Raw genomic sequence first — 23,682 nt, 5'->3', positions numbered from 1 at the left:
AATCTTATGTAATCGGTATTATTTTTCAATAATTCATACTACCAATACAAAAAGGTTCCATCTTTCAAAAATCAATATATACAAAAATAATTAGCTATGTATATTTTTCATATAAAAAAAGCTTGGTGTTGAACCAAGCTTTTTTATGTGTAAAAACAATGAGCTTATGGACGAAATGGTAAGCTAAATTTAGCCACGATGTTCAAATGCCAGTGCTTTACGCTCAATCAGACGCATAATTAACGTCAGAATCGCATTCACCACAAGATAGATAATCCCTGCTGCGACGAACGCCATGACATCCCATGTTTGCCCAAATACTTGGCTACTGTAGCCCATAATATCCAGCATTGTAATGGTACTGGCGAGAGAGGTACTTTTGAAAATCAGTACCACTTCGTTGGAATAGGATGAAAGCGAACGTTTAAACGCATAAGGGAGAATAATCCGCATGGTTTGCAGCTTATTCATACCCAGCGCTTGGCAAGATTGCCACTGACCCGCCGGAATGGCTTTTACCGCACCATGGAATAATAGCGTGGAATATGCCGCACTGTTTAATGCCAGTGCTACCATCGCACAAACCCATGGCGTCGAAATAAACTCCCACAGCATCGGGTAATTTTGCAGTGACTTAAATTGGCTCGGGCCATTATAAATCAAGAAAAACTGCACCAATAACGGCGTGCCAGTGAATAGGGTGATATACACCTTAACCGCTTGTGAAATGACGGGAGTTTTGAGGGATAAGATCAACGTAAAGAAGATGGCTAAGATAAAAGCCACCAATAATGCACTGAAGGTCAGTGACAAGCTGGTCGGTAATCCCGGTAATATTTGTAGAATTAAATCGATCATTTCGCATCACTCCGTTCAAAACGTGTGGTGCGCAGTTCAATACGTTTTAGCACCAATTGGCTTAATAGGGTGATAGCGAGGTAAATCAGTCCCACAATGGCGTACCAAGTAAACGGTTCATGGGTACGGTTCACAATGGTTTTGGTCTGTAGCATTAAGTCGTTGACGCTAATTAAGGAGACTAACGCGGTATCTTTGAGTAACACTAGCCACTGGTTACCTAAACCCGGCAGGGCATGGCGCCACATTTGCGGCATGATATAGCGAAAGAAAATGGTTCGTTTGCTTAATCCAAGGGCTAATCCCGCTTCCCATTGACCATAAGGCACGGCTTTCAAGGCACCACGCAAGGTCTGTGAGGCGTAAGAAGCATATAACAGTGCAAGCGCAACCACACCACAGAAGAATGGCGTGTAGTCAAATTCGCCGCTGTCAGCAAAGAAAATGCTCGGATCAATTTGGAATGTACCTTGCCAGAAACCTAAGTTAATGGCGATACCATCACCTAACAGGTTAATGAGCTGGAGCGTTCCAAAATAGACAAACAGCACCACCAGTAGTTCAGGTAAACCACGGATCAGCGTGACCCAGCAGGTTCCTAAAAAGGCGAGAGGTTTGAACCGAACAGATTCCCATGCGGTAAATAGCATTGCGAGAACCAATCCAAGGACTAGCGCTAAAACGGCAAGGCCGACGGTAATACCGGCGGCACTTGCTAAAAAGAATAAATCATTCATTAATTATATCGACTACTGTTGAAACCATTTTTTATGGATAGCATCGTAGGTGCCATCGGCTTTAACTTCAGATAAGGCTTTGTTCATCTTATCAAGCAACTCTTTGTTGCCTTTACGAACCGCGATACCTAAACCAATACCAAAGTATTGTGGATCGGTCACTTTGTCGCCCACAGCCGCTAAGTTTTCATTACCTTTCGCTTTTAACCACTCATCAGCAACGGCAGTGTCACCGAAGACCGCATTAATACGACCGTTTTGCAGATCTAAAATGGCAGATTGGTAGTTATCATAAGGGACAACAGTCATATCTTTATGTTGTTCCAGAATGTATTTCTGGTGTGTAGTACCGTTTTGTACCCCGATTTTTTTACCTTTTAACTGGTCAACGGCAGTAATCTTATCTTTTACCGCAATAAATTCAGCGGAGTTCGGGTAGTAAGTTTCGGTGAAATCCACTTGTTGTTGACGCTCAGGGGTAATATCGATACCCGCCATTAATGCTTCAAAGCGACGGAATTTCAGGCTTGGGATTAAGCTATCAAAAGATTGGTGTGTGAATGTGCAGGTTGCATTCATTTTTTCACACATTGCATTTGCCAGATCTACGTCAAAACCCACGATCTGGTTGTTTTTATCAAACATTTCAAATGGAGCATAAGTGGCTTCAGTTGCAAAACGGATAGTCTCTTTTTCCGCCGCCGCCGCAGATAGGGTTACAGCGCCTAATAATGTAGCTAATAATAATTTTTTCATTGCTTAATCCTATATCTATTAGTGGGACAGAATCTATTAATGGGATAGATAATTTGCAAATGCTTCGGTTTGAGGTGCAGCGAAGTGGCTAGCATCTCCTTGCTCTACAATATGACCGTTTTCCATATAGACCACACGGCTTGCGGTTTTACGGGCAATTTCAACTTCATGGGTCACGATAACTTGGGTGATCCCTGTTGCTGAAAGTTCACGAATAATGTCCACCACTTGCGCTGTGATTTCAGGGTCAAGTGCGGCTGTTGGCTCATCAAATAACAGAACTTGTGGTTCCATCATTAAGGCGCGAGCAATCGCGACACGCTGTTGTTGGCCGCCGGATAAATGCAAGGGATAGCGGTCAGCAAACTGAGATAAACGTAAACGCTCTAACAGTTTAGCGGCTTTTTCTTGAGCTTGCTGCTTGGATAGCTTCAAAACGCGGCATGGCGCTTCAATCAGGTTATCCATCACACTTAAGTGAGGCCAAAGATTATATTGCTGAAAAACCATGCCTACGTTTTGGCGCAGATCGCGAATAGCTTTCGCATCTGGTGCTTTGGCAAAATCAAAAGTATGGTTGGCAACGTTGAGTTGACCTGAACGTGGCATTTCTAGCAGGTTTAGTACGCGCAGTAAGGAACTTTTACCTGCGCCGCTTGGCCCGAGTAATACCATGGTTTCACCAGCAGAGCACTCTAAGTTGATATCAAAGAGTGCCTGATGGTTACCGTAGAAACAGTTTATGTTTTTTAATTGAATGCTCATGCTTACCAATAATATCTAAATTAACTACCTGCGATATTAATCCTGTAAGCATATTTATGCAATGTTTTATGCATAAAAATTTGGTTTTTTACGCTAAATTTATTCTGGCTTATTGGAGCTATCTTCCGCTATCGGCGCAGTCACAAGCTTTTTGTCCCGTTGAATCGCCAATTCACTAATACGCTTAGCCATGCCTTTAAAGATGAACAGATGAGCTGGCATCATCGCAAACCAATAGAGTAATCCGCTGAAACCCGCTGGGTGCCACCATGCACGAACATCAATTGAGCGTAGATTTCCACTATCATGAATAGTGAAAGTCAATCGACCTAAACCGGGTGCTTTCATACCAAAAAGCAAGCTAAGTTGCTTATTTGGCTCCATATTAATGACTCGCCAGCCATCAACTTCATCACCAACCTGTAAGGTGTCACGATCAGGTCTGCCATATTTGACTTTATTCAACATCATATCGTCCATAATGGCGCGTGTTTTCCAAAGAATATTGGCGTAAAAATAACCTTCTTTTCCACCAATTTGCTGGACGGTATGCCAGAGCGATTCTGTGGTTGCAGTGGTACTATAAGTAAAGCCTGCTTGTTTAGGGTAATAGCCGTAACCCGGTCTCCAGCGTTTTCTTACCTCCGGATCGTAACCCCAATCTGAGTTATCAATGGCGCTGGCTTCTTCCGATAATGTGGTTCTGACCGCGTCATCAAATGAAATCAGTGTTTGCGGGATAAGTTCGCGAATGAGTTTATCGTCCGCAGGCAGGTCGTGTTGTAAGCCTTGGATCAACTCTTTGGCAATCGTGGGCGGCACAGAAGTTATCAAACTAATAAAGTGCACGGAGATCATACTGACAGGGATCGGAATTGGAATTAACAAACGGCGCTTTCCAGAGACTTTAATAAAGCGCTTGAAGAGCTCTTGGTAGCTTATATATTCAGGGCCGCCCGCATCTAATACTTGGCTCTTCGTAACGGGGAGTTGGGCTAATTGCGTGAGGTAATACAGGATATTTTCAAGGGCAATTGGGGATGACTTTGAGCGAACCCAACGAGGCGGAGTCAAAATGGCGAGGTTATACACCATATCCCGCATGATTTCGAAGGCCGCAGAGCCTGAACCAACGATAATGGATGCGCGGATCTCAGTCACAGGAATACCACTTTCGCGCAGAATTTCTCCTGTTAAGCGTCTGGCAATTAAATGCGGGGAATAAGTATGCCCATGTTGCAGTGCGCTGAGGTAAATCACTTGCTTGACGTTGGAGCCTTGCAGCGCATTTTGTACATTGCGCGCCGCTTCACGTTCACGTTCAATAAGATTGGCTTGATCCGCCATGCTATGAACAAGGAAGTAAACAATATCCACCTCATCCATGATATTTTTCAGGGTTTCAGGCTGGTGTAAATCCACATAGATACAGCGAGTATCTGACCAACCTTGGGATAGCATCCAGTCTACACGTCGGGCGGCAGCAGTGACTTCATGACCTTCTTCCAATAATTTAGGAATTAAATTTTGCCCAATATAGCCACTGGCACCTAGTACTAAAACTCGTTGTTTACCCGTCATGTTAATTTCCTGTGATACCTAAATTAACGGCTATTGTGACTGAAATTCTACTTATGTAAAGAAGGCCATAAGGATTGGCGTAATTAGACTTAAAACGAAGCCATGAACGATAGCGGCGGGGACAATCGACACGCCACCACTGCGCTGCAATACCGGCAAAGTAAAGTCCATAGACGTAGAGCCACAAATGCCCAATGCAGTAGAACGATAGCGATTAATAATCAACGGTATCAACATGATGGCAGTCAATTCGCGCAATAGGTCATTAAAAAATGCAGCGCTGCCCATCACGGGGCCATAGGCATCGGTAATTAAGATACCAGTAAGTGAATACCAACCGAATCCAGAGGCGATAGCTAACCCCATTTTGATAGGAAGGCCAAGGAAAAAGGCAGCGGCGGCACCACCGATAAGGGCGCTAACCCCCATGACTAAGGCAATAGTGGTTCCTCGGCGGTTAATTAAAATCTGTCGAATATGCATTCCACTATTACGCAGTTGTACCCCAACCAGTAACAGCAGCAACATTAGCGCCACTTGGCTGCCTTTATCTGCATAATGTAAGAATTTGAATCCGGTTAATCCCACTAAAAAGCCAATGAGTAACACACCACACAGCTGCAAGGATTCAAATACCATTTTGATACGTGAAGGGGGCTTTTCTTGCTTGTGCTGTGGTACTTTCCACGGATCAAGCTTATCCAGAAGAATTAAAGAAAGCGCATTGAGGCCAAAAATGCAGGCGAAGAAGGTCAGGGCATAAATTAAGATGGAGACTAAATGTGCGCTGAGGTTTTCAAGCAAAGCAAGGGTAATACCCATTAAAAATAAAATAACGTACACCATCGAATTTAAAGACTGATGAACTCGATGAAGAACATTTTTATTTTTTATAGGTATCAAGTAACCCAAAAACAGAGGTAAAAGAATAATCAGCAAGCCTGAATACATGTTAGTGCCCTTTTATTTCATTTTGTTTTACTGCATTAACTACACTAATTTATGCCAATATAAACTTATGCCAATATAAACTTATTTCAATATAAACAACAGATTATATTTAAACATTCATGAACATTGCTATCGAAACATGAATAAATTTAGCCTGTGATGCTAATTATCACGCAGGTGATAAATATTTTTCAATGGCTGATTAACTAAAAATAGGAGAAAAATGCTGGAAAATAAAGCATAAACATCCTATATCACCAAATAAATAAGCTCAATGCAGGAACATGTATCGTAACGTGTTTTTTTTGTACTATGTTGACTCATATAGTAATTAATCGGCTTAATGAGTAAGCTTTTATTTGCGATAGTTCAGGTTGTTTCACGGATCCTTGAGCGGTCAGGATGTTACAATCAAACTCAGTTTTTGATAGCAAGGAGAGAGATATGTATCTGGAACGTGTGGAAATATACGGATTTAGAGGGATCAACCGACTTTCTTTAGAACTCAATAATAATACCGTTCTGATCGGGGAAAACTCATGGGGTAAATCCAGTTTACTCGATGCCTTAGATATTTTGCTCTCTCCCGAACATCGGGAATACCAATTCACTGCTAATGATTTTCACCATCCAACAGGGGATGATGAAACACGTTTTCGTACTTTGCAGATAGTCTTAAAGTTCTGTGAGAGTCGCCCGGGTCGCCATCATTCTTATCGTTTCCAAAATCTTGCTTCTGTTTGGGTCGATAATGGAGATGACTTAAAACATATTTTATTCCGAGTGAGTGCGGAGCTAAAAGACGATAACAGTGTTGCGGTAGATAAATGCTTCTTAAATTCAGGGGGAAATAAGTTATCCCTCGATAATGTGGGTAAGTATATTAAAGAAATTGTCCGTTTATATCCCGTAATCCGCTTACGAGATGCGCGTTTCTTAAATAATATAAACCCCGAGACGATAGTCAGCGGAAGCAACAATTTCCGTGAAAACTTTAATCATCAGATTAAAGAATTGACGATGGCGCTGGTGAATAATCCTGAACGCTTAAGTGATAATGACCTTGAAGATGGGGTGGACGCGATGCAGCAATTGCTGAGCCACTATTTTTCAGGGAAAAGTGGTCATATGGTGAAAACGGATAATTCAATGATTAGCATAGAACCTCGTAAGCGAGGTTGGCAGGCATTGGATAATATTAACCGATTAATTGCAAAGCCGAATCAACGAAATATTCGCCTGATTATCCTAGGGATGTTTTCGTCATTACTGCAATCTAAAGGGAATATTGAGCTGGATAAACATGCTCGCCCAATTATTATTGTGGAAGACCCTGAAACACGGCTACATCCTATTATGTTGTCTATTGCGTGGGGGCTGTTTAGCTTGTTCTCCTTGCAGCGGATCACCACAACCAATTCTGGCGATTTACTTTCCCAAGCGCCAATTGATAGCTTATGCCGCCTTGTTCGTGATACGAATAAAGTATCTGCGTATCGTTTGAACCCGCAGGATTTAAGTGCTGAAGAGTTACGTAAAATCTCTTTCCATATTCGTTTTAATCGACCTTCCGCATTATTTGCCCGTTGTTGGCTACTGGTTGAGGGAGAAACGGAAATTTGGCTAATGAGTGAATTTGCGAGGCAGTGTAATTATTTCTTCGAAACAGAAGGAATTAAGGTAATTGCCTTTGCACAAAGTGGCTTAAAACCGTTATTAAAATTTGCCAATAAAATGGGCATTGAATGGCATGTATTAACTGATGGGGATGAAGCAGGGCGAAAATATGCCGCAACGGCGACGCATTATGCCAATAAAATTAATTCGCCAGATAGAGACCGGTTAACCATGTTACCAGCACCGGATATGGAACATTTTCTGTATCGTGAAGGGTTTCAAGGTTTGTACCATGAAATTGCAGAAATTCCTGAAAATGCCCGAGTATCCACTCGCCGTGTGATTTTAAAAGCGATTGCACGGACGTCAAAACCAGACTTAGCACTGGCGACCGTAAACCGTGCCGCTGAATTAGGCCCTGAAGCAGTACCATTGGCTCTGAGAAATATGTTCTCAAGAGTCGCATGGTTGGCGCGCGGTAAGGCGTATTGATATAAATTGCAGTTAATCTTGAATCTGTTTAGTGAAGAGTGATAATTATTCAGCTATCTTATTTTCAAGAGAGGGGCGGCCCTCTGATTGAAAATAGGAATAGAGTTAATGAAGGCAGTATCAAGAAAAAAATGGATTTATGGCATATTTGTCCTACTCGCGGCGCTGGTGACCGCATGGTTTTTTCTTGGTAACCAGCAGCCAGAGAGCTACCAAACAGTTGATGTGACTCGTGGTGACCTCGATAAGCGGGTTATGGCGACGGGTAAATTAGATGCTGTACGTAAAGTGGATGTGGGGGCGCAGGTTAGCGGGCAACTGCAAACACTGTATGTCAAAGAAGGTGATACCGTTAAAAAAGGCGATCTGCTCGCCGTTATTGATCCGCAAAAAGCGCAAAACGAAGTCACTGAATCTCAAGAAACTATCCATGAATTAGAATCCAACTTGGCATTGGCTCAGGCTGAATTAAAGCTTGCGCAAGTGACTTATCAACGTCATTTAAGCCTATCAAAAGTGCAAGCAGTGGCTCAGCAAGAGCTGGATAAAGCCAGAACCGATGTAGAAGTGAATAAAGCGAAAGTGGCTACGTATCAGTCTCAGATTAAACGTAATCGCGCCTCTTTAGATACCGCAAAAACGAATCTGAAATACACCCAAATTACTGCACCGATGGATGGTATTGTGACGTTTATTAAGACGTTACAAGGGCAAACGGTGATTGCCGCTCAAGAAGCACCAACGATTTTGACGCTGGCTGATTTGGATACGATGTTGGTTAAAGCGGAAGTTTCCGAAGCAGATGTTATCTACCTTGAACCGGGACAAAGTGCGTCTTTTACCGTGTTAGGTGCCCCAGATAAAAAATTCGCGGGAAAACTGAAAGATATCCTCCCGACCCCTGAAAAAATTAACGATGCAATTTTCTATTATGCACGTTTTGAAGTACCAAACCCTCAACATCTTTTAAAACTCCAAATGACCGCGCAAGTGGTGATTGAGCTTGAGTCCCATAAAAATGTGCTGCTCCTTCCATTATTGGCGTTAGGAAACGAAGTCACTCCACAAGTTTATGAAGTGGAAGTCTTGAATGACGGAATCCCGCAAAAGAGAAACGTTGAAATTGGCAGCCGCAATGATGTCTCTGTGGAAGTGATTAGCGGGTTAAAGGAAGGGGATAAGGTCATCATCGGTCGCAGCAGCGAGACGGAATCGTAATGATGACGACTTTACTTGAGCTGCATAACATTACGCGGCGCTATCCTGCGGGTGAACAGGAGATCACGGTACTCAAAGATGTTTCGCTGAAAATAAATGCCGGTGAAATGGTGGCGATTATTGGGGCGTCGGGGTCGGGAAAATCGACGCTGATGAATATTTTGGGATGCTTGGATAAACCCTCATCAGGAGAATATTTCGTTGCAGGGCAAAATATTGCGACCTTAGATAATGACCAGTTGGCACAATTACGACGTGAACATTTTGGTTTTATCTTCCAGCGTTACCATTTACTGAGCCATTTGAGTGCTGAGCAAAATGTCGAAATCCCCGCTATTTATGCGGGAGCAGGCAAGTCTCAGCGCAAAGAACGAGCGGAACAATTACTTCAGCGTTTAGGCTTAGGTGAGCGAGTCAATTATCGTCCAAGCCAATTGTCGGGTGGACAGCAACAAAGAGTCAGTATTGCTCGCGCTCTGATGAATGGTGGACAGGTTATTTTGGCGGATGAGCCGACGGGGGCGCTGGATAGCCATTCGGGGGAAGAGGTCATGAAGATTTTAAAAGATCTTTGTGTCCAAGGGCATACGGTTATCATCGTTACCCATGACCCGAAAGTCGCGCAACAAGCAGAGCGGATCGTTGAAATCAAAGATGGCGAAATCATCAATGATTCTGGTGTGTTAGCAACGAAGAAAGTGGAGTTTCCGGCAAAAGTTGCGATGAAGAAAAATCCATTAGGGCAATGGATTAGTCGATTCAGTGAAGCCTTATTAATGGCGTGGCGCGCGATGGTGGTGAATAAAATGCGCACCTTGCTGACCATGCTGGGAATTGTGATTGGGATTGCCTCAGTGGTATCCATCATGGTGATTGGTGATGCGGCCAAAGGGATGGTATTGAATGATATTAAATCGATTGGTACCAATACAATTTCTGTGTATCCCGGAAAAGATTTTGGCAGTGATGACCCAGAAAATCGACAAGCGTTGAAAGCCTCTGATATTTCTGCCATTGCTCAGCAGCCTTATGTTCAGTCTGTGACGGGGTCCATTGATACCTCTGCTCGATTACGTAAAGGTAATTTAGATGCGGTGGCTCGAGTCGCAGGAGTGGGGGTAGGTTATTTCCAAGTTTATGGTAATAAATTCGCTGAAGGGATGGGATTTACTCAGGATATGCTTGATCGGCGTGCGCCTGTGGTGGTGATTGACGGTAATACGAAACGACGCTTTTTTCCGAACAAACAGAATGTCGTGGGTGAGATATTGCTTATCGGAAATATGCCCGCGACAGTAATTGGTGTCTTAGGGGAGCAAAAGTTCATTTTTGGTTCCAGCAAAAGCCTAGAAGTGTTTTTACCCGATACAACCATTAACAGTAAGCTGATTAACCGTTCTTACTATGACAGTATTGTGGTGAGAGTGAAGGATGGTATTGATGCGAAAGTCGCTGAGCAGCAACTGACCCGCTTGCTGACATTGCGTCACGGTAAGAAGGATATTTTTACCTATAACATTGATACGTTGGTCAAAACAGCGGAAAAAACCACCCAAACTATGCAGCTCTTTTTGACTTTAGTTGCTGTCATTTCGCTTGTGGTTGGGGGGATTGGTGTGATGAATATTATGTTGGTGTCTGTCACGGAAAGAACGCGTGAAATTGGTATTCGTATGGCGGTTGGCGCCCGAACGATGGATGTGATGCAGCAATTTCTTATTGAAGCGGTGTTAGTGTGCCTTATTGGTGGCTTAATGGGAATTGGCTTATCTTATGGCGTCAGTTTGATTGCTCAAATGGCGCTGCCGGGTTGGACATTTGCCTTTGATCCTATTGCACTCGTCAGCGCATTTGCGTGTTCAACGGCGATTGGGATTATTTTTGGTTTCCTACCAGCAAGAAATGCGGCGAGATTAAACCCAATTGATGCATTAGCAAGAGAGTAATTTATCAATTCGTGATTATTTGAAAAGTTGTAGAGGGGATCTCTACAACTTTTTTCTCACCAAATACGCAATTTATTAAATAAAATAATCGGTGAATGGCTGTTTAGGTCGAATATTTTGTGCGATTAACTGCAATGAAAAGATAATTTACTCCATATTGGCGTGTCGAAATCAGAATTATCTATAGCTGATAACTCATTTTATGAAGTTTCTCTAATCAAATGCGGAATTTTTAACCTATTAATTTACAGCTTATTTTGTTTTTACTCCCTCCTATTTCTCCTCCTATTTAAATAACCGATAATAAAAAAGCTATCAAAAAGGTAAATTCTACTTGCGATTTGGTACCGATCGTGGATATTATTCGTCTCGTAGAATAAATGAAACCTGGTTCCATTAAATGGAACTTTAGCGAAAAGCCAAAAATCACAAGTAAAGACTCATACACAGCAGGCATAAAAAATGGCAAATAAAGCAGGTGAAGATTATTCTCTGGCGCGGGTACCGCAAAGTGCTCGTCGACCGTTTTATGAAGTGTTGATCCTCCGTATCGGTTCACTCGCTTGCGTTTCGCAAGTGATGCTAGGTGCAGCGCTTGGTTATGGATTAACGTTTTGGCAGGCGTTTTGGGCCACAATGCTCGGTTCTGTAATTTTACAGGTCGTCAGTTGGGGTCTCGGAGCGGCAGCTTGCCGTGAAGGAATGTCAATCAGTCTACTGTCTCGGTGGTCTGGTTTTGGAAAACTAGGATCCGCATTAATTGGAGGAGCCATTGCTATCTCCTTAATGGGTTGGTTCGGTGTCCAAAATGGTTTCTTCGCGGATGGTATGTATAAAGCGACTAACGTGCTAACACCAGGGACCTGGTCGCTTATTACAGGTATTGCGGTGACAATTATTACGGTATATGGATATCGCTTTTTATCTATTACCGCGAATATTTCAACACCGCTATTTTTATTCGCACTAGGTTGGGCAACTTATAATTTATTATCGGGACAGGACATTAGTTTATTAATTAATGCCACTGAACCTGCCGGGCCTTTAATGACAATGCCAGCTGCAATTACGATGGTTGCGGGTGGTTTTATCATCTCTGCTGTAACAACTCCAGACATCAGTCGCTTTATGCATAAACCGAAAGATGTATTCTGGATGACATTGATTGGTACATTCTGTGGCGAACTTTTCGTCAATATGATTGCGGTATTAATGGCTTTAGCATTACGCACAAGCCAAGTTTTTGATTTGATGATGGCGTTAACTGGGTTGCTAGGTGCATCGATTGTTATCTTCTCAACAATTAAAATGAATGATATCAATCTCTACTCTTCATCACTCGGCTTCTCCACACTGTTGAACGCTATTTTTAATAAGCGTTTTGACCGCCGCTATTTAACCTGGATTATTGGTATTTTTGGTACCGTGGCTTCCATGTTAGGCATCTTAGATAACTTTATTAGTTTCTTAATTTATCTTGGTATTTCGATTCCGCCTGTCGCGGGTATTATGGTTGTCGATTATTACTTGTTAAAACGTGACAGAAAAGAGCTGGATATCAGCCGAGAACAAGGCATTTTACCAACTCGCTGTGAAGCGTATAACCCTGTGACTTTAGTTGCATGGTGTTGTGCGGTTGTCGTCGGTTGGGGCACCTCTGCTCTGGGGCCTTTTGGTGCAGATATTGGCGTTCCAGCGTTGAACTCTTTACTGGTTGGTGCAGTGGCTTATTGGGTAGGTATGCGCTTATTAGCGGCATTCCGAGGCGAGAAAGGCACTCACTTCCGCCAAGTTTCTCATTTAGATTGAGGACAGATAGATGACCGATAACCAAGTGAAAGTCGCTCTGGCTCAGTTTGATTCTGAACTAGGGAATAAAATAGGTAACTTGCAGCGTATGGCGCAACTGTGCGAGCAGGCGGCATCTCAAGGCGCTAAGTTAATCTGTTTCCCAGAGCTGTCGACAACGGGTTATCGGGGTGATCTACTCTCCACTCAGTTATGGGATCTTAGTGATTTTGATGGCAGTGAAACATACTGCCTATTTAGCCAATTAGCTTCCCGTCTAGATATCACAATTGTGGCGGGATTTGCTGAGCGCGGTGAACGTCTTGGTGAAGTATATAACTCTGTAGGCGTTTGGAATCCGGGTTGTGAGAATATCAGCGGCGTATTTCGTAAAGTACATGCGTTTGGTATTGAAAAGCAGTGGTTCAAAAGCGGGGATACTTTCCCCGTGTTTGATACGCCAATCGGCAAAATTGGTGTGATGATTTGCTACGACATGGGCTTCCCTGAAGTGGCGCGGATCCTCACTCTACAAGGTGCAGAATTGCTAATTGCACCTTCTGCTTGGTGTATTCAAGACCGAGATATGTGGAATATCAATACAGCGTGTCGTGCTTTAGAGAATGGCACGCATCTTCTAGCGGTGAATCGCTGGGGGCATGAAGAAGATTTACACCTATTTGGTGGCAGTAAAATTATGGGCCCGCGTGGGCAAGTTTTGAGTGAGGCATCTTGCGAACAAGAACAGTTGTTAGTTGGTGAGATTGATTTTCGTCTTCAGGCGCATACGCGTTTAAATGTGCCTTATTTAAGGGATAGAAAGCCTCTGGATTATGGCTTGCTGGTGCAGGAAACTCAGGTATGAGTATTTTAACAAGTGTTGTCGACGTGTATCGCTTATTTTTACGCTCAGGTAATGAGTTAACGGTAACCACGTTGGTCAATGAATTATCGATGCCGAAAAGCTCTGCTTCACGTCTATTAAAGCAGATGGCAGAACTTGGGTTGCTCGAAAAGAAAAATAACGCGCCGATTTATCGTCCAGGTTTGTTGATTATGGAGATTGCCCACCGAGCTCGTGGCATGAACCATTTAATTGATATGGCGTTAGAAGCGTTAGACAGTTTGACGAAAGATACTGGGTTTACCAGTTATGTCTCTGCGTTAGATGAAGACAAAGTTCGTGTTGTTCATGCCCGAATTGGTAACAGTATGCTGCAAGTGATTACGCAGCCTGGAACGCGTTTACCTATTGGCGGTACATCAACGGGGCGCGCATTATTAGCACGATTACCAATAAGTGAGCGCATAAACTTAATTAATTTAGAGCCTGAAGAGTCTCGAGCCAGTTTAAATGAGCGTATTAGTGTGATCAATGAACGAGGTTGGGAGTTTTCAGTCAACGAGTCAGTTGCCGGTGTCGCTTCTGTATCCAGTACAGTATATGACCCTTCACAAAATACATTATATGCGTTGTGTTTGAGTCTCCCAGAGTCGCAAATGACCGATGAGATTATCGTGCAGCTGTCCCAAGATCTTTACCGTAAGGCTTCTTACCTAGGATGTATGGTTGGGGATCCTTACTGGTTAGAGCGTAGTACCAAGTAGTCAAAAAACCTTGTGATATAAAGCAGTATCAGCAGTAAAAGTTCAGTAATGAGTAGTTGTAGTAAATAATAATTAAATACCATTCAAAGTGCGTGAATACGCCTTCATCAGGAAATATACCCTTTGTCTTTAGTTAAGGGGTATTCAGAGTAAGCGGGTGCTCCTTTGGTGCCCGTTTACTCTAAAACTCTAAAAAAAATAATTAGAATTAAAGGAAGTACAATGACTCTAAAGCAAACTTTGTGCGTTTATGAGCTGCTCGATTGTGCGAATGTTAGTGGGCATGATGTTGTTCAGTTGTTCCAGGATTTCCCCGCAGTCCAAGCCATTTCAACAACTGTAGTCGATCAAAAAGGCCAAAGTGATTTCGTCAGAATCACCATTCCAGGCTTACAAGGCAAGTCCCAAGGTAAGAATGCACCAACGCTAGGGATCATCGGGCGTTTAGGTGGTTTGGGTGCAAGACCTTCGCGCATTGGGGTTGTTTCTGATGCGGATGGCGCAATTGCAGCCATCACAACGGGATTAAAGTTGGCTCAAATGCAGCAAAGAGGGGACGCATTACAAGGGGATGTGATCATTACAACGCATATCTGCCCAAATGCGCCAACTCGTCCGCATACGCCAGTCGATTTTATGGATTCACCCCTTGAAGACGCTACGATGAATCTTCATGAAGGGATCCCAGAAGCGGATGCCATTTTATCGGTAGATACCACCAAAGGAAATCGCTTAATTAACCATAAAGGTTATGCGCTATCACCAACGGTAAAATCGGGATATATCCTACCTGTTTCTGAGGATCTATTGCGTTTAATGGAGTGGAGTAGCGGACAAAATGCGGTGACGTTCCCGCTATCTATCCAAGATATCACGCCTTATGGCAATGGGCTTCATCACCTCAATAGCATTATGCAGCCAGCGGTTTCAACAACGGTTCCAGTTGTTGGTGTCGCAATTTGCACTGAAACTGTTGTGCCAGGTTGCTCAACGGGAGCTAGTCATGAAGTGGACATTGCTGCGACTGTGAAATTCATGATTGAAGTCGCAAAAGCTTTCGGTGAAGGCCAATGCGCGTTCTATGATGAAGAGCAATATCAGCTATTAACTGAATTGTATGGTGATATGCATCATTTGCAGGCAACGGATGAGTAATAATATTTGTTGCAGACTGTCTTAATTTAGAGCGTTATTAACCTAAAATATCGCTAATTTGAAATAGCCACAGTTAATTATTTACCCCTTAAAAATAATTAACTGTGCTCTATTACCCTAACTTATTCTGCTTTTGCTTCACTACTTTCGATAATTGGAATAATGGCGGTAGCATGAGCGCCTTTAGGTCCATCAATCATAAGCGTGTAGTTGACCTTTTGACCCGCTTTGAGAGTCCGGTAACCATCCATTTGGATTGTGGAATAATGTGCAAATACATCATCTCCGCCATCTTCTGGGCAAATAAAACCAAAACCTTTGGCATTATTGAACCACTTAACCGTACCTGTATTCATATTTCCGTCCTTCAAGTTTGCTACTGACTGTTTATATACATGCATAAAATACACATGCAAACTAGGTATAAATACGAAGTTAATCGCGCGCATTTTATACTGTATTGAAGAGGGATATTTGGTCAAGAGTCGGATTTTGGCTTTTTGAATAAACTGAAAATAATCCGATGAGCGTTTTTCGTGAATTTTTAAATTATTTGATGTGCGTCACAAAATTTAGGTGCTATAAGTTAGTCATCAGCCCATGGTACACTGGGATAAATTGAGAATTCAGTACCAAAATGAAGACAAAATATTTTTAATGGCTTAGCTTTATTGAATTGCTATTTAGTGAATAGATATCATTGATAATAAAGGCTATGCTTAAATTGAATTTCCACACTGAGTAATACGACTGAGCACGAAAGTAATGAGTGATTTTCTGGGCACATTTAAAACTGACACAATTTTTAAAGATGAAGTTGAAAAGACGCTGCAACCACCATCGATGTATAAAGTACTGTTAAATAATGATGATTATACGCCGATGGATTTTGTTGTTGAGGTGTTACAAAAATACTTTTCTTTTGATGAAGAACGCGCTACACAGATAATGTTAGATGTGCATTTTCAAGGTAAAGGTATTTGCGGTGTTTATACTGCTGAAGTTGCAGAAACGAAAGCCGCCCAAGTCAATGCTTTTGCAAGGGAACATGAATATCCTTTATTGTGTACTATAGAGAAAGTCTGAAGAGTCTTAATATCAATTTTGGGAGGTGCTTATGCTCAATCAAGAATTGGAGCTTAGTCTAAATGTTGCTTTTACCAGAGCGAAAGACAATCGCCATGAATTTATGACTGTGGAGCACCTATTGCTGGCATTATTGAGCAATATCTCTGCGCGTGAAGCTTTAGAGGCTTGTAAGGTCGACTTAGTTGCCTTGAGACAAGAACTCGAACATTTTATTGCCCAAACCACGCCTCTATTGCCTGAGAATGATACGCGAGACACTCAACCGACTTTGAGTTTCCAGCGCGTACTGCAACGTGCTGTTTTTCATGTTCAATCATCAGGACGCAGCGAAGTGACTGGCGCGAATGTGCTAGTGGCGATTTTTAGCGAACAAGAATCCCAAGCGGCTTATTTATTACGTAAGCATGATGTTAGCCGCCTCGATGTGGTTAATTATATTTCCCACGGTACCATTAAAGGTGAAGATTCTTCTTCATCGGAGGATGATGCCGCAAACAATACACCACCAAGTGAAGAGCAGCCGGTCTCAGAAGACCATATGGACAACTTCACTACCAATCTGAACCAACAGGCTAAGAAAGGGAATATCGACCCGCTGGTGGGACGTCAGGCTGAATTAGAGCGTACCATTCAAGTGTTGTGCCGTCGCCGCAAGAATAATCCATTATTGGTTGGGGAATCCGGCGTAGGTAAAACGGCGATCGCTGAGGGCTTAGCGTGGCGTATTGAGCAAAATGATGTGCCTGAAGTGATGAAAGATTGCACAATCTACTCACTGGATATCGGCTCATTGTTGGCAGGCACTAAATATCGCGGTGATTTTGAAAAACGTTTTAAAGCGCTGCTGAAAATGTTGGAAAAAGATCCGAAAAGCATTCTGTTTATCGATGAGATTCACACAATTATTGGTGCTGGTGCGGCATCGGGTGGACAGGTAGACGCTGCAAACTTGATTAAGCCGCTGTTATCAAGTGGGCGTATCCGTGTGATTGGCTCTACGACCTATCAAGAATTTAGCAATATCTTTGAGAAGGATAGAGCGCTGGCTCGACGTTTCCAAAAAATTGATATTGTGGAACCTACTCCTGAAGAAACTGTGCGTATCATTAATGGGTTGAAACCGAAATATGAGTCTCACCATGATGTTCGCTACACCGCGAAAGCCATTCAGGCTGCGGTGGATTTATCGGTGAAATACATTACCGATCGCCATCTGCCAGATAAAGCCATTGATGTTATCGATGAAGCGGGAGCAAGAACGCGTTTAGTGGCGCCAAGCAAACGTAAGAAAACCATCGGTGTACCTGAAATCGAAACCGTGGTGGCGCGTATTGCGCGCATTCCAGAAAAAACCGTTTCCTCGAGCGATAAAGATCGTTTGAGAACCTTAGACTCACGCCTGAAGATGTTAGTCTTTGGACAAGATAAAGCGATTGAGGCGCTGTCTGAGGCGATTAAAATGAATCGCGCAGGCTTAGGGTTAGATCACAAGCCTGTCGGCTCCTTCTTGTTTGCAGGGCCAACTGGCGTGGGTAAAACGGAAGTCACCGTGCAGCTGGCAAAAGCGTTGGATGTGAAACTGCTGCGCTTTGATATGTCTGAATATATGGAACGCCATACGGTTAGCCGACTGATTGGTGCGCCTCCGGGGTATGTGGGTTTTGACCAAGGTGGATTGCTGACCGATGCCGTCATTAAGCATCCGCATTCCGTCGTGTTATTGGACGAAATCGAAAAAGCGCACCCGGATGTGTTTAACATTCTTCTGCAAGTGATGGATCACGGTACGCTGACGGACAATAACGGTCGTAAAGCGGATTTCCGTAATGTGATTGTGGTAATGACCACCAACGCAGGGGTGCAAGAAACTCAGCGCCGCTCGATTGGTTTTGCAGAGCAAGATAATAGTACGGATGCGATGTCTGAAATTAAAAAGACATTTTCACCGGAATTCCGTAACCGTCTTGATGGCATTATTTGGTTTAATGCGCTGTCGATGGATATCATCACGCAAGTGGTGGATAAATTCATTGTTGAGTTGCAAGCACAGTTGGATGAGAAGGGTGTTTCGATTGAGGTAAGCCAAGCGGCTCGTCGTTGGTTGTGTGAGAAAGGGTATGACAAAGCAATGGGGGCCCGACCTATGGCGCGTGTCATTCAGGATAACCTGAAGAAACCATTGGCAAATGAACTGTTATTTGGTTCGTTAACGAATGGCGGCTCGGTGAGTATCGGGCTTGATGAAAAGAGTCACACACTGACATACAGCTTCAGTAGCGTACACAAGGCCTCTCCAGAGGATGCTGTAATCTGACAATAGCTAGTACCACAGGTGTCTTAGGCACCTGTGGTCTTGTCAGGCCTTGCCTGAAAATCGAAAATCAGCGGCTACGGAAAATGATGCGGCCTTTGCTCAGGTCGTAAGGAGTTAACTCTACAGTTACCTTGTCGCCTGTCAGAATGCGGATGTAGTTTTTACGCATTTTACCAGAGATGTGCGCAGTCACAACGTGACCGTTTTCCAGTTCAACGCGGAACATTGTATTTGGCAGGGTATCCAAAACCGTTCCCTGCATTTCAATATTATCTTCTTTGGCCATCTAATCCTCTAAGTCTAATAACCGTGATTTTTTACGGGCAAGATAATGCCCAAAAACCCACACTAAGTAAAGAAGTGTCGCATTTTAAAGCGATCTTTCTTTAAAATAGTTGGGGATAAAATTACTGTATTGCCACTTTCTATCGCTTAAAAAGTGGTGATTTTTCAAATGATTGAGGTAAATCAATTGACTGTGGTAACCAGCATGCTGGGTCAATCCGCAGGTCACGCCACCGATAAAGAATATGTAGAAAATCCCTGCGGGAGATCTCCGTCGCGCCAAGTGAAGCGGTGTGGTGGTTAAGTACCTGACAATCAAAAAGTTGCCCATTATAGCGCAAAAAATGAAAATAGAATGTAATAAAAGCACATTTGGACGCATCATTCATTCTACTGAACATAGACTCCCCACAAAACAGGTGTCCCATGTTCACGCCATACAAACCGCCCACCAGCTGATCACCATGCCACGCCTCAATCGAGTGGGCGAGCCCTTCTTGATGAAGCGCTAGGTAACCAGCCTGTACGGAAGGAAGGATCCACGTTCCTTCTGCACGAACTGCACAAGCCGCTATCACCTCTTTGAACGCATGATTTATGGTAATGCGATAAGGAGATTTTTTTAATGTTTTGATCATGGAACGGCTGATATGCAAGTCGCCCACTCTCAAGACGGCTCGCGGATCGGGTGACCACCATAAAGGCACTTCACCAGGGTTAAACCAAGGAAAAATGCCATCATAGTATGCGGCTTGTAAGCGGCGAGATGATAAATCACCGCCGATCGCCAGTAACCCATTAGGTTCCCGCATCGCTTCAGACACGGGCGGGAACAGGTATGAATCATCGTCTAATTGGTACATGGTGCACCTCAGCGAGTTTGCTGAACCAAATGACGTTGACGGAACTGATAATAACGACCTTGCTCAGCTAATAATTGCGAGTGTGAGCCTTGTTCGATAATTTCGCCATTATCCATCACACAAATGGTATCCATTTGCTCTAAACCTTGCATACGATGGGTGATTACCAGCAGGGTCTTATCGGCACATTTTTGCTTGAGCAGGCTGAGAATTTGCTGTTCAGTGTGGGCATCTAACCCTTCTGTTGGCTCATCCATTAATACCAGCGGCGTATTGTGCAGAAGGGCGCGAGCGATACCTAAGCGGCGCTGCTCTCCTCCTGATAATTGACGACCGCCTTCACCCATCCATGCGTTTAATTTTAGCTGATTATCCAACAAATTATCTAAGCCAACTTGAGTCAGTACATCGCACAGTTGCTCGTCAGTGGCTTGCTCGTTGGCTAATAATAAGTTATTGCGTAGGGTATCACTGAAGACATGAACACGCTGAGGAACCACGGACATCACGCCACGTAGCGCTTCTTCGCTGTAAGCTTGAATTGGCTGGCCATTAATCGATATCACGCCACTGTCCACATCCCAAGCGCGGGTGAGCAATTGCAGCAGCGTTGATTTACCGCAGCCTGTTTTTCCTAATAACGCGATGTGCTCGCCTCGTTTGATCGACAAAGTGACATTTTTTAGTACGGCGAAAGGCTGTTCTGGATAAGTGAACGTCACGTTATCAATGATTAAATTTTCTAGCGATTTTAGTTCATTACCTTGATTGACAAAGTTCACTTCCGGTTTCGCATGCATTAACTGAGAGACGCGGGTAGCCGATGCAATCACTTGCCCCATGTGTTGGAATGCGACGGCAACAGGCCCTAACGCTTCAAATGAGGCTAATGCACAGAAAACAAATAAGGCAATCAGCGCACCGGGTTGTGTATTTCCGCCAACATGTTCAGCGGCCATCCATAAAAGCAAGGTTGCGGTAAGCCCTGATGCACACAAAATAATGGCTTGAGATAAACCTGTCAGTGCAGCTTGCTGCTGCTGGCGACCTTGCCATGAATTTTCGATGCTTGATAAGTGTTGACGAAAACGTTGAGTCGCACCAAATAAGGCTAATTCGGCTTGGCCTTGTAATGCTGAAGTTAATACGATGCGGTAATTTCCGCGCAGTTCAGTCAGTTCGCGTCCAATCGGTTTACCAGCACGATAAAATACAAATGGCATCGTAAACAGTAGGAACAGCATAACGCCGCCTAATGTCCATGCTAGGCGAGGGTCAAGGAAGCTTAAACCAATAATCAGGACAAACGTGACAAAGAAAGCACTGACAATCGGGGAGAGAACGCGCAAGTAAAGGTGGTCTAGGGTTTCGACATCCGCCACCAATCGGTTTAATAGATCCCCTTGGCGGAAACGGCTGATCCCACCGGGAGATAGCGGTAAAACCTTACTGAAGGCGAAAACTCGCAGATGGGCTAAGACTTTAAATGTTGCATCATGGCTGACTAAACGCTCGGCATAACGTCCCGCAGTACGGAAAATAGCCGCACCACGAACTCCAGCCGCTGGGAGCATATAGTTAAAGAAAAAGATCCCCGGCGCACCAACGATAGCAGCACCGGCTAAGAACCATCCCGATAACGTGAGAAGGCCAATACTGGAAAGCAGCGTGACAATCGCCAGAATGATCCCTAAGGAAATCAAAAACCAATGACGGCGATAGAGGGCTAAGAAGGGGAGTAACACTTTCATTTTCAAAGCTCCTCTTGGCGATGAGCGAGTAATTGGGCAAAGGCACCTTCAGACTGGCTCAGTTGTTGGTAGTCACCACGCTGGATAATTTTCCCGTTAGACATCACCCAAATTTGGTCGTAATCCATGGTTTCTTCAAGTAAATGGGTGACTAACAACGTGGTTTGTTGCTCAGATAGTTGATTCAGTGTTTCCATTACCCGCTGTTCGCTGTGTGCATCTAAGCTGGCAGCTGGCTCATCTAATAGCAATAAGCGAGAAGGTTTTAAGAGTACGCGAGCGACAGCGACACGTTGGGCTTGCCCAACAGAAAGACGTGCAGCGAAATCGCCTAAGCGAGTATTTAACCCATCCGGTAAGTTTGGCAGAAATTCCGCCACATAGGCTTTTTCAATTGCTGATTGAATTTCTGCTTCGGTAGCATCAGGTTTACCTAGGCAAATATTTTCTTGCAATGTTTGCTCAGGCAAATGTGGGTTTTGCCCAACCCAGCCCACTAAAGCACGCCATTGTTCTGGGCATAATTGATTGAGCTCATTGCCATTAATCGTGATGGAACCTTGGTAAGGCAGGAAGCCAAGTAATAAGTTTAATAGGGAGCTTTTACCCGCCCCACTTTGGCCAACTAAGGCAATGCGTTGCTGCGGCTCAATGGTGAAATCGAGAGGACCCGCGAGGATAGTGCCATCATGGGAGAGAACTTCCAGCTGTTTGGCTTCAATGCGAATAGGTTGCTCATCAATCACCTTGTCGCCTTGTGGTAATTGTTCATCACCTTGGCTTTCGAGTAAGGTTACCAGCGATTCAGCAGCGCCCACAGCTTGGGCTTTTGCGTGATAGTAAGTGCCTAGGTCGCGCAGAGGTTGGAAAAATTCAGGGGATAAAATCAGTGCAAGGAAACCTGCAAATAGTGTGACAGGCAGACCATAGCTACCGAAACTTAACTCTCCAAGATAAGAGAATCCGAAATAAACAGCGACCACTGCAATGGAAATTGACGCGAAAAATTCTAAGACACCGGAAGATAGAAATGCCATACGCAGCACTTCCATGGTGCGCGAACGGAAGTCTTCAGTGGATTCACGAATTTGGGTGACTTCTGCTTTGCCACGGAAGAACAGGCGTAGGGTGTCTAATCCACGTAAACGGTCGAGGAAACTGCCACTCAAACGGCTTAAAGCAAGGAAGTTACGGCGGTTAGCATCGGCAGCACCCAGCCCAACCAGTGCCATGAAAATCGGAATTAACGGTGCGGTTGCAAATAAGATCAGCGCAGCTGCCCAGTTAAAAGGGAAGATGGCAATCAAGATCATGATTGGGATGATGGTGGCTAAATACATTTGCGGAAGATAGCGAGAATAGTAATCTTGCATATCTTCAATCTGCTCAAGAATAATCGTCGCCCAGCTTCCTGCTGGCTTACCTTTGACCCAAACAGGGCCTAATTCTTGCAGTTTATCTAACACCATGCCGCGGACTTGCTGTCTGACAACTTGTCCACAACGGTAGCCAGCGCGTTCACGAAGATAATGAACAACACCGCGTAAAATAAAGACACTAATTAATAATGCAAAGTCGGTGAGGAGTTGCTCGCGTGGAATACTCTCCATCATGAGCGCTTGTAGGATCACGGCGAGGAACCAAGCCTGCGCAATAATTAATAAACCGCTGACTATGCCTAATAGCATAGAAATTCGGAGCCAACGCTTAGCAGGAGCGCTGTGTTGCTTTAACCAACGCACCAATTCAGTCTGTCTTGATTTATCCATAATGATTTAGTTAGCAGGTGTAGTTTTCATGTTATTGAGTGCGGTTAAGATTGTTGACTTTGTCATCAAATCTAACCGAATTTTTGCCTATCATAACAGCTTCCATTCGATATGTTACATAATAAAAGCCAGTTATTTG

20 protein-coding genes are annotated in these 23,682 nt (G+C 43.8%); 9 read left to right on the top strand and 11 right to left on the bottom strand.

Annotated features, from left to right (window positions below):
• Window positions 1-189: 189 nt before the first annotated feature.
• The 6 genes from artM to PR799_RS03475 form a co-directional block, all read right to left on the bottom strand.
• Window positions 190-858 carry an arginine ABC transporter permease ArtM gene (gene artM / locus PR799_RS03500; RefSeq protein ID WP_272521267.1) on the bottom strand — a complete coding sequence of 223 codons (669 nt, stop codon included), beginning with the start codon at window positions 856-858 and terminating at the stop codon, window positions 190-192.
• On the bottom strand, window positions 855-1,595 hold the full coding sequence (artQ, locus tag PR799_RS03495; RefSeq protein WP_036951876.1) for an arginine ABC transporter permease ArtQ: 741 nt from the start codon (window positions 1,593-1,595) through the stop codon (window positions 855-857). Before artQ ends, artM begins: the two co-directional genes overlap by 4 nt.
• 12 nt (window positions 1,596-1,607) lie before the next feature.
• Window positions 1,608-2,351, bottom strand: coding sequence for an arginine ABC transporter substrate-binding protein (artJ, locus tag PR799_RS03490; protein WP_036951873.1), 744 nt, complete (start codon window positions 2,349-2,351; stop codon window positions 1,608-1,610).
• Between the two features lie 36 nt (window positions 2,352-2,387).
• Window positions 2,388-3,116, bottom strand: coding sequence for an arginine ABC transporter ATP-binding protein ArtP (artP, locus tag PR799_RS03485; RefSeq protein ID WP_154604327.1), 729 nt, complete (start codon window positions 3,114-3,116; stop codon window positions 2,388-2,390).
• Window positions 3,117-3,215: 99 nt separating this feature from the next.
• Window positions 3,216-4,697 (bottom strand): DUF2867 domain-containing protein, encoded by a 1,482-nt coding sequence (locus PR799_RS03480; protein WP_272521266.1) that lies wholly within the window; start codon window positions 4,695-4,697, stop codon window positions 3,216-3,218.
• Window positions 4,698-4,748: 51 nt separating this feature from the next.
• On the bottom strand, window positions 4,749-5,648 hold the full coding sequence (locus PR799_RS03475) for a lysine exporter LysO family protein (RefSeq protein WP_036951864.1): 900 nt from the start codon (window positions 5,646-5,648) through the stop codon (window positions 4,749-4,751).
• Between the two features lie 444 nt (window positions 5,649-6,092).
• On the opposite strand from PR799_RS03475, the gene PR799_RS03470 reads away from it, so the two are divergent.
• The 7 genes from PR799_RS03470 to PR799_RS03440 all read left to right on the top strand — a co-directional run bounded on the left by PR799_RS03470 (window position 6,093) and on the right by PR799_RS03440 (window position 15,472).
• Window positions 6,093-7,757 carry an ATP-dependent nuclease gene (locus PR799_RS03470; protein ID WP_154628599.1) on the top strand — a complete coding sequence of 555 codons (1,665 nt, stop codon included), beginning with the start codon at window positions 6,093-6,095 and terminating at the stop codon, window positions 7,755-7,757.
• A 108-nt stretch (window positions 7,758-7,865) separates the two neighbouring features.
• A complete protein-coding gene (gene macA, locus PR799_RS03465; RefSeq protein ID WP_442959900.1) occupies window positions 7,866-8,975 on the top strand; it encodes a macrolide transporter subunit MacA in 1,110 nt (369 codons plus the stop codon).
• A 2-nt stretch (window positions 8,976-8,977) separates the two neighbouring features.
• A complete protein-coding gene (gene macB / locus PR799_RS03460) occupies window positions 8,978-10,921 on the top strand; it encodes a macrolide ABC transporter ATP-binding protein/permease MacB (protein ID WP_272521324.1) in 1,944 nt (647 codons plus the stop codon).
• A 462-nt stretch (window positions 10,922-11,383) separates the two neighbouring features.
• Window positions 11,384-12,730, top strand: coding sequence for a purine-cytosine permease family protein (locus tag PR799_RS03455; protein ID WP_154628596.1), 1,347 nt, complete (start codon window positions 11,384-11,386; stop codon window positions 12,728-12,730).
• Between the two features lie 10 nt (window positions 12,731-12,740).
• Entirely contained in the window at window positions 12,741-13,574 is an 834-nt protein-coding gene (locus tag PR799_RS03450) for a nitrilase-related carbon-nitrogen hydrolase (protein ID WP_272521265.1), read from the top strand.
• Window positions 13,571-14,317, top strand: coding sequence for an IclR family transcriptional regulator (locus PR799_RS03445; RefSeq protein ID WP_154604321.1), 747 nt, complete (start codon window positions 13,571-13,573; stop codon window positions 14,315-14,317). Before PR799_RS03450 ends, PR799_RS03445 begins: the two co-directional genes overlap by 4 nt.
• A 222-nt stretch (window positions 14,318-14,539) precedes the next feature.
• Entirely contained in the window at window positions 14,540-15,472 is a 933-nt protein-coding gene (locus PR799_RS03440; RefSeq protein WP_272521264.1) for a DUF1177 domain-containing protein, read from the top strand.
• A gap of 122 nt (window positions 15,473-15,594) precedes the next feature.
• Here the strand turns inward: PR799_RS03440 and cspD are convergent, their stop codons facing one another.
• On the bottom strand, window positions 15,595-15,828 hold the full coding sequence (gene cspD, locus PR799_RS03435; RefSeq protein WP_154604319.1) for a cold shock domain-containing protein CspD: 234 nt from the start codon (window positions 15,826-15,828) through the stop codon (window positions 15,595-15,597).
• Between the two features lie 409 nt (window positions 15,829-16,237).
• Here cspD and clpS point away from each other — a divergent pair, with 409 nt between their 5' ends.
• Both clpS and clpA read left to right on the top strand, forming a co-directional pair.
• The gene (gene clpS / locus PR799_RS03430; protein WP_036951847.1) at window positions 16,238-16,558 is read left to right on the top strand and encodes an ATP-dependent Clp protease adapter ClpS; all 321 of its coding nucleotides are present in this window, start codon (window positions 16,238-16,240) and stop codon (window positions 16,556-16,558) included.
• 31 nt (window positions 16,559-16,589) lie between these two features.
• Window positions 16,590-18,875, top strand: coding sequence for an ATP-dependent Clp protease ATP-binding subunit ClpA (gene clpA, locus PR799_RS03425; protein ID WP_154604273.1), 2,286 nt, complete (start codon window positions 16,590-16,592; stop codon window positions 18,873-18,875).
• Window positions 18,876-18,942: 67 nt separating this feature from the next.
• Here clpA and infA read toward each other — a convergent pair whose 3' ends face one another.
• The 4 genes from infA to cydD all read right to left on the bottom strand — a co-directional run bounded on the left by infA (window position 18,943) and on the right by cydD (window position 23,543).
• Window positions 18,943-19,161 carry a translation initiation factor IF-1 gene (infA, locus tag PR799_RS03420; RefSeq protein WP_004244560.1) on the bottom strand — a complete coding sequence of 73 codons (219 nt, stop codon included), beginning with the start codon at window positions 19,159-19,161 and terminating at the stop codon, window positions 18,943-18,945.
• A 139-nt stretch (window positions 19,162-19,300) separates the two neighbouring features.
• Window positions 19,301-20,023 carry a leucyl/phenylalanyl-tRNA--protein transferase gene (gene aat / locus PR799_RS03415; protein ID WP_154628559.1) on the bottom strand — a complete coding sequence of 241 codons (723 nt, stop codon included), beginning with the start codon at window positions 20,021-20,023 and terminating at the stop codon, window positions 19,301-19,303.
• A gap of 8 nt (window positions 20,024-20,031) precedes the next feature.
• Entirely contained in the window at window positions 20,032-21,774 is a 1,743-nt protein-coding gene (cydC, locus tag PR799_RS03410; RefSeq protein ID WP_272521263.1) for a heme ABC transporter ATP-binding protein/permease CydC, read from the bottom strand.
• A gap of 2 nt (window positions 21,775-21,776) precedes the next feature.
• On the bottom strand, window positions 21,777-23,543 hold the full coding sequence (gene cydD, locus PR799_RS03405; RefSeq protein WP_272521262.1) for a heme ABC transporter permease/ATP-binding protein CydD: 1,767 nt from the start codon (window positions 23,541-23,543) through the stop codon (window positions 21,777-21,779).
• Window positions 23,544-23,682 lie beyond the last annotated feature (139 nt).

Origin of the sequence: Providencia sp. PROV202 (genome assembly GCF_028479565.1) — a bacterium.
GTDB classification, from domain to species: Bacteria; Pseudomonadota; Gammaproteobacteria; order Enterobacterales; family Enterobacteriaceae; genus Providencia; species Providencia zhijiangensis.
Note: the sequence above shows the minus strand (reverse complement) of the source record. Positions and strands in the feature narration are given on the sequence as shown.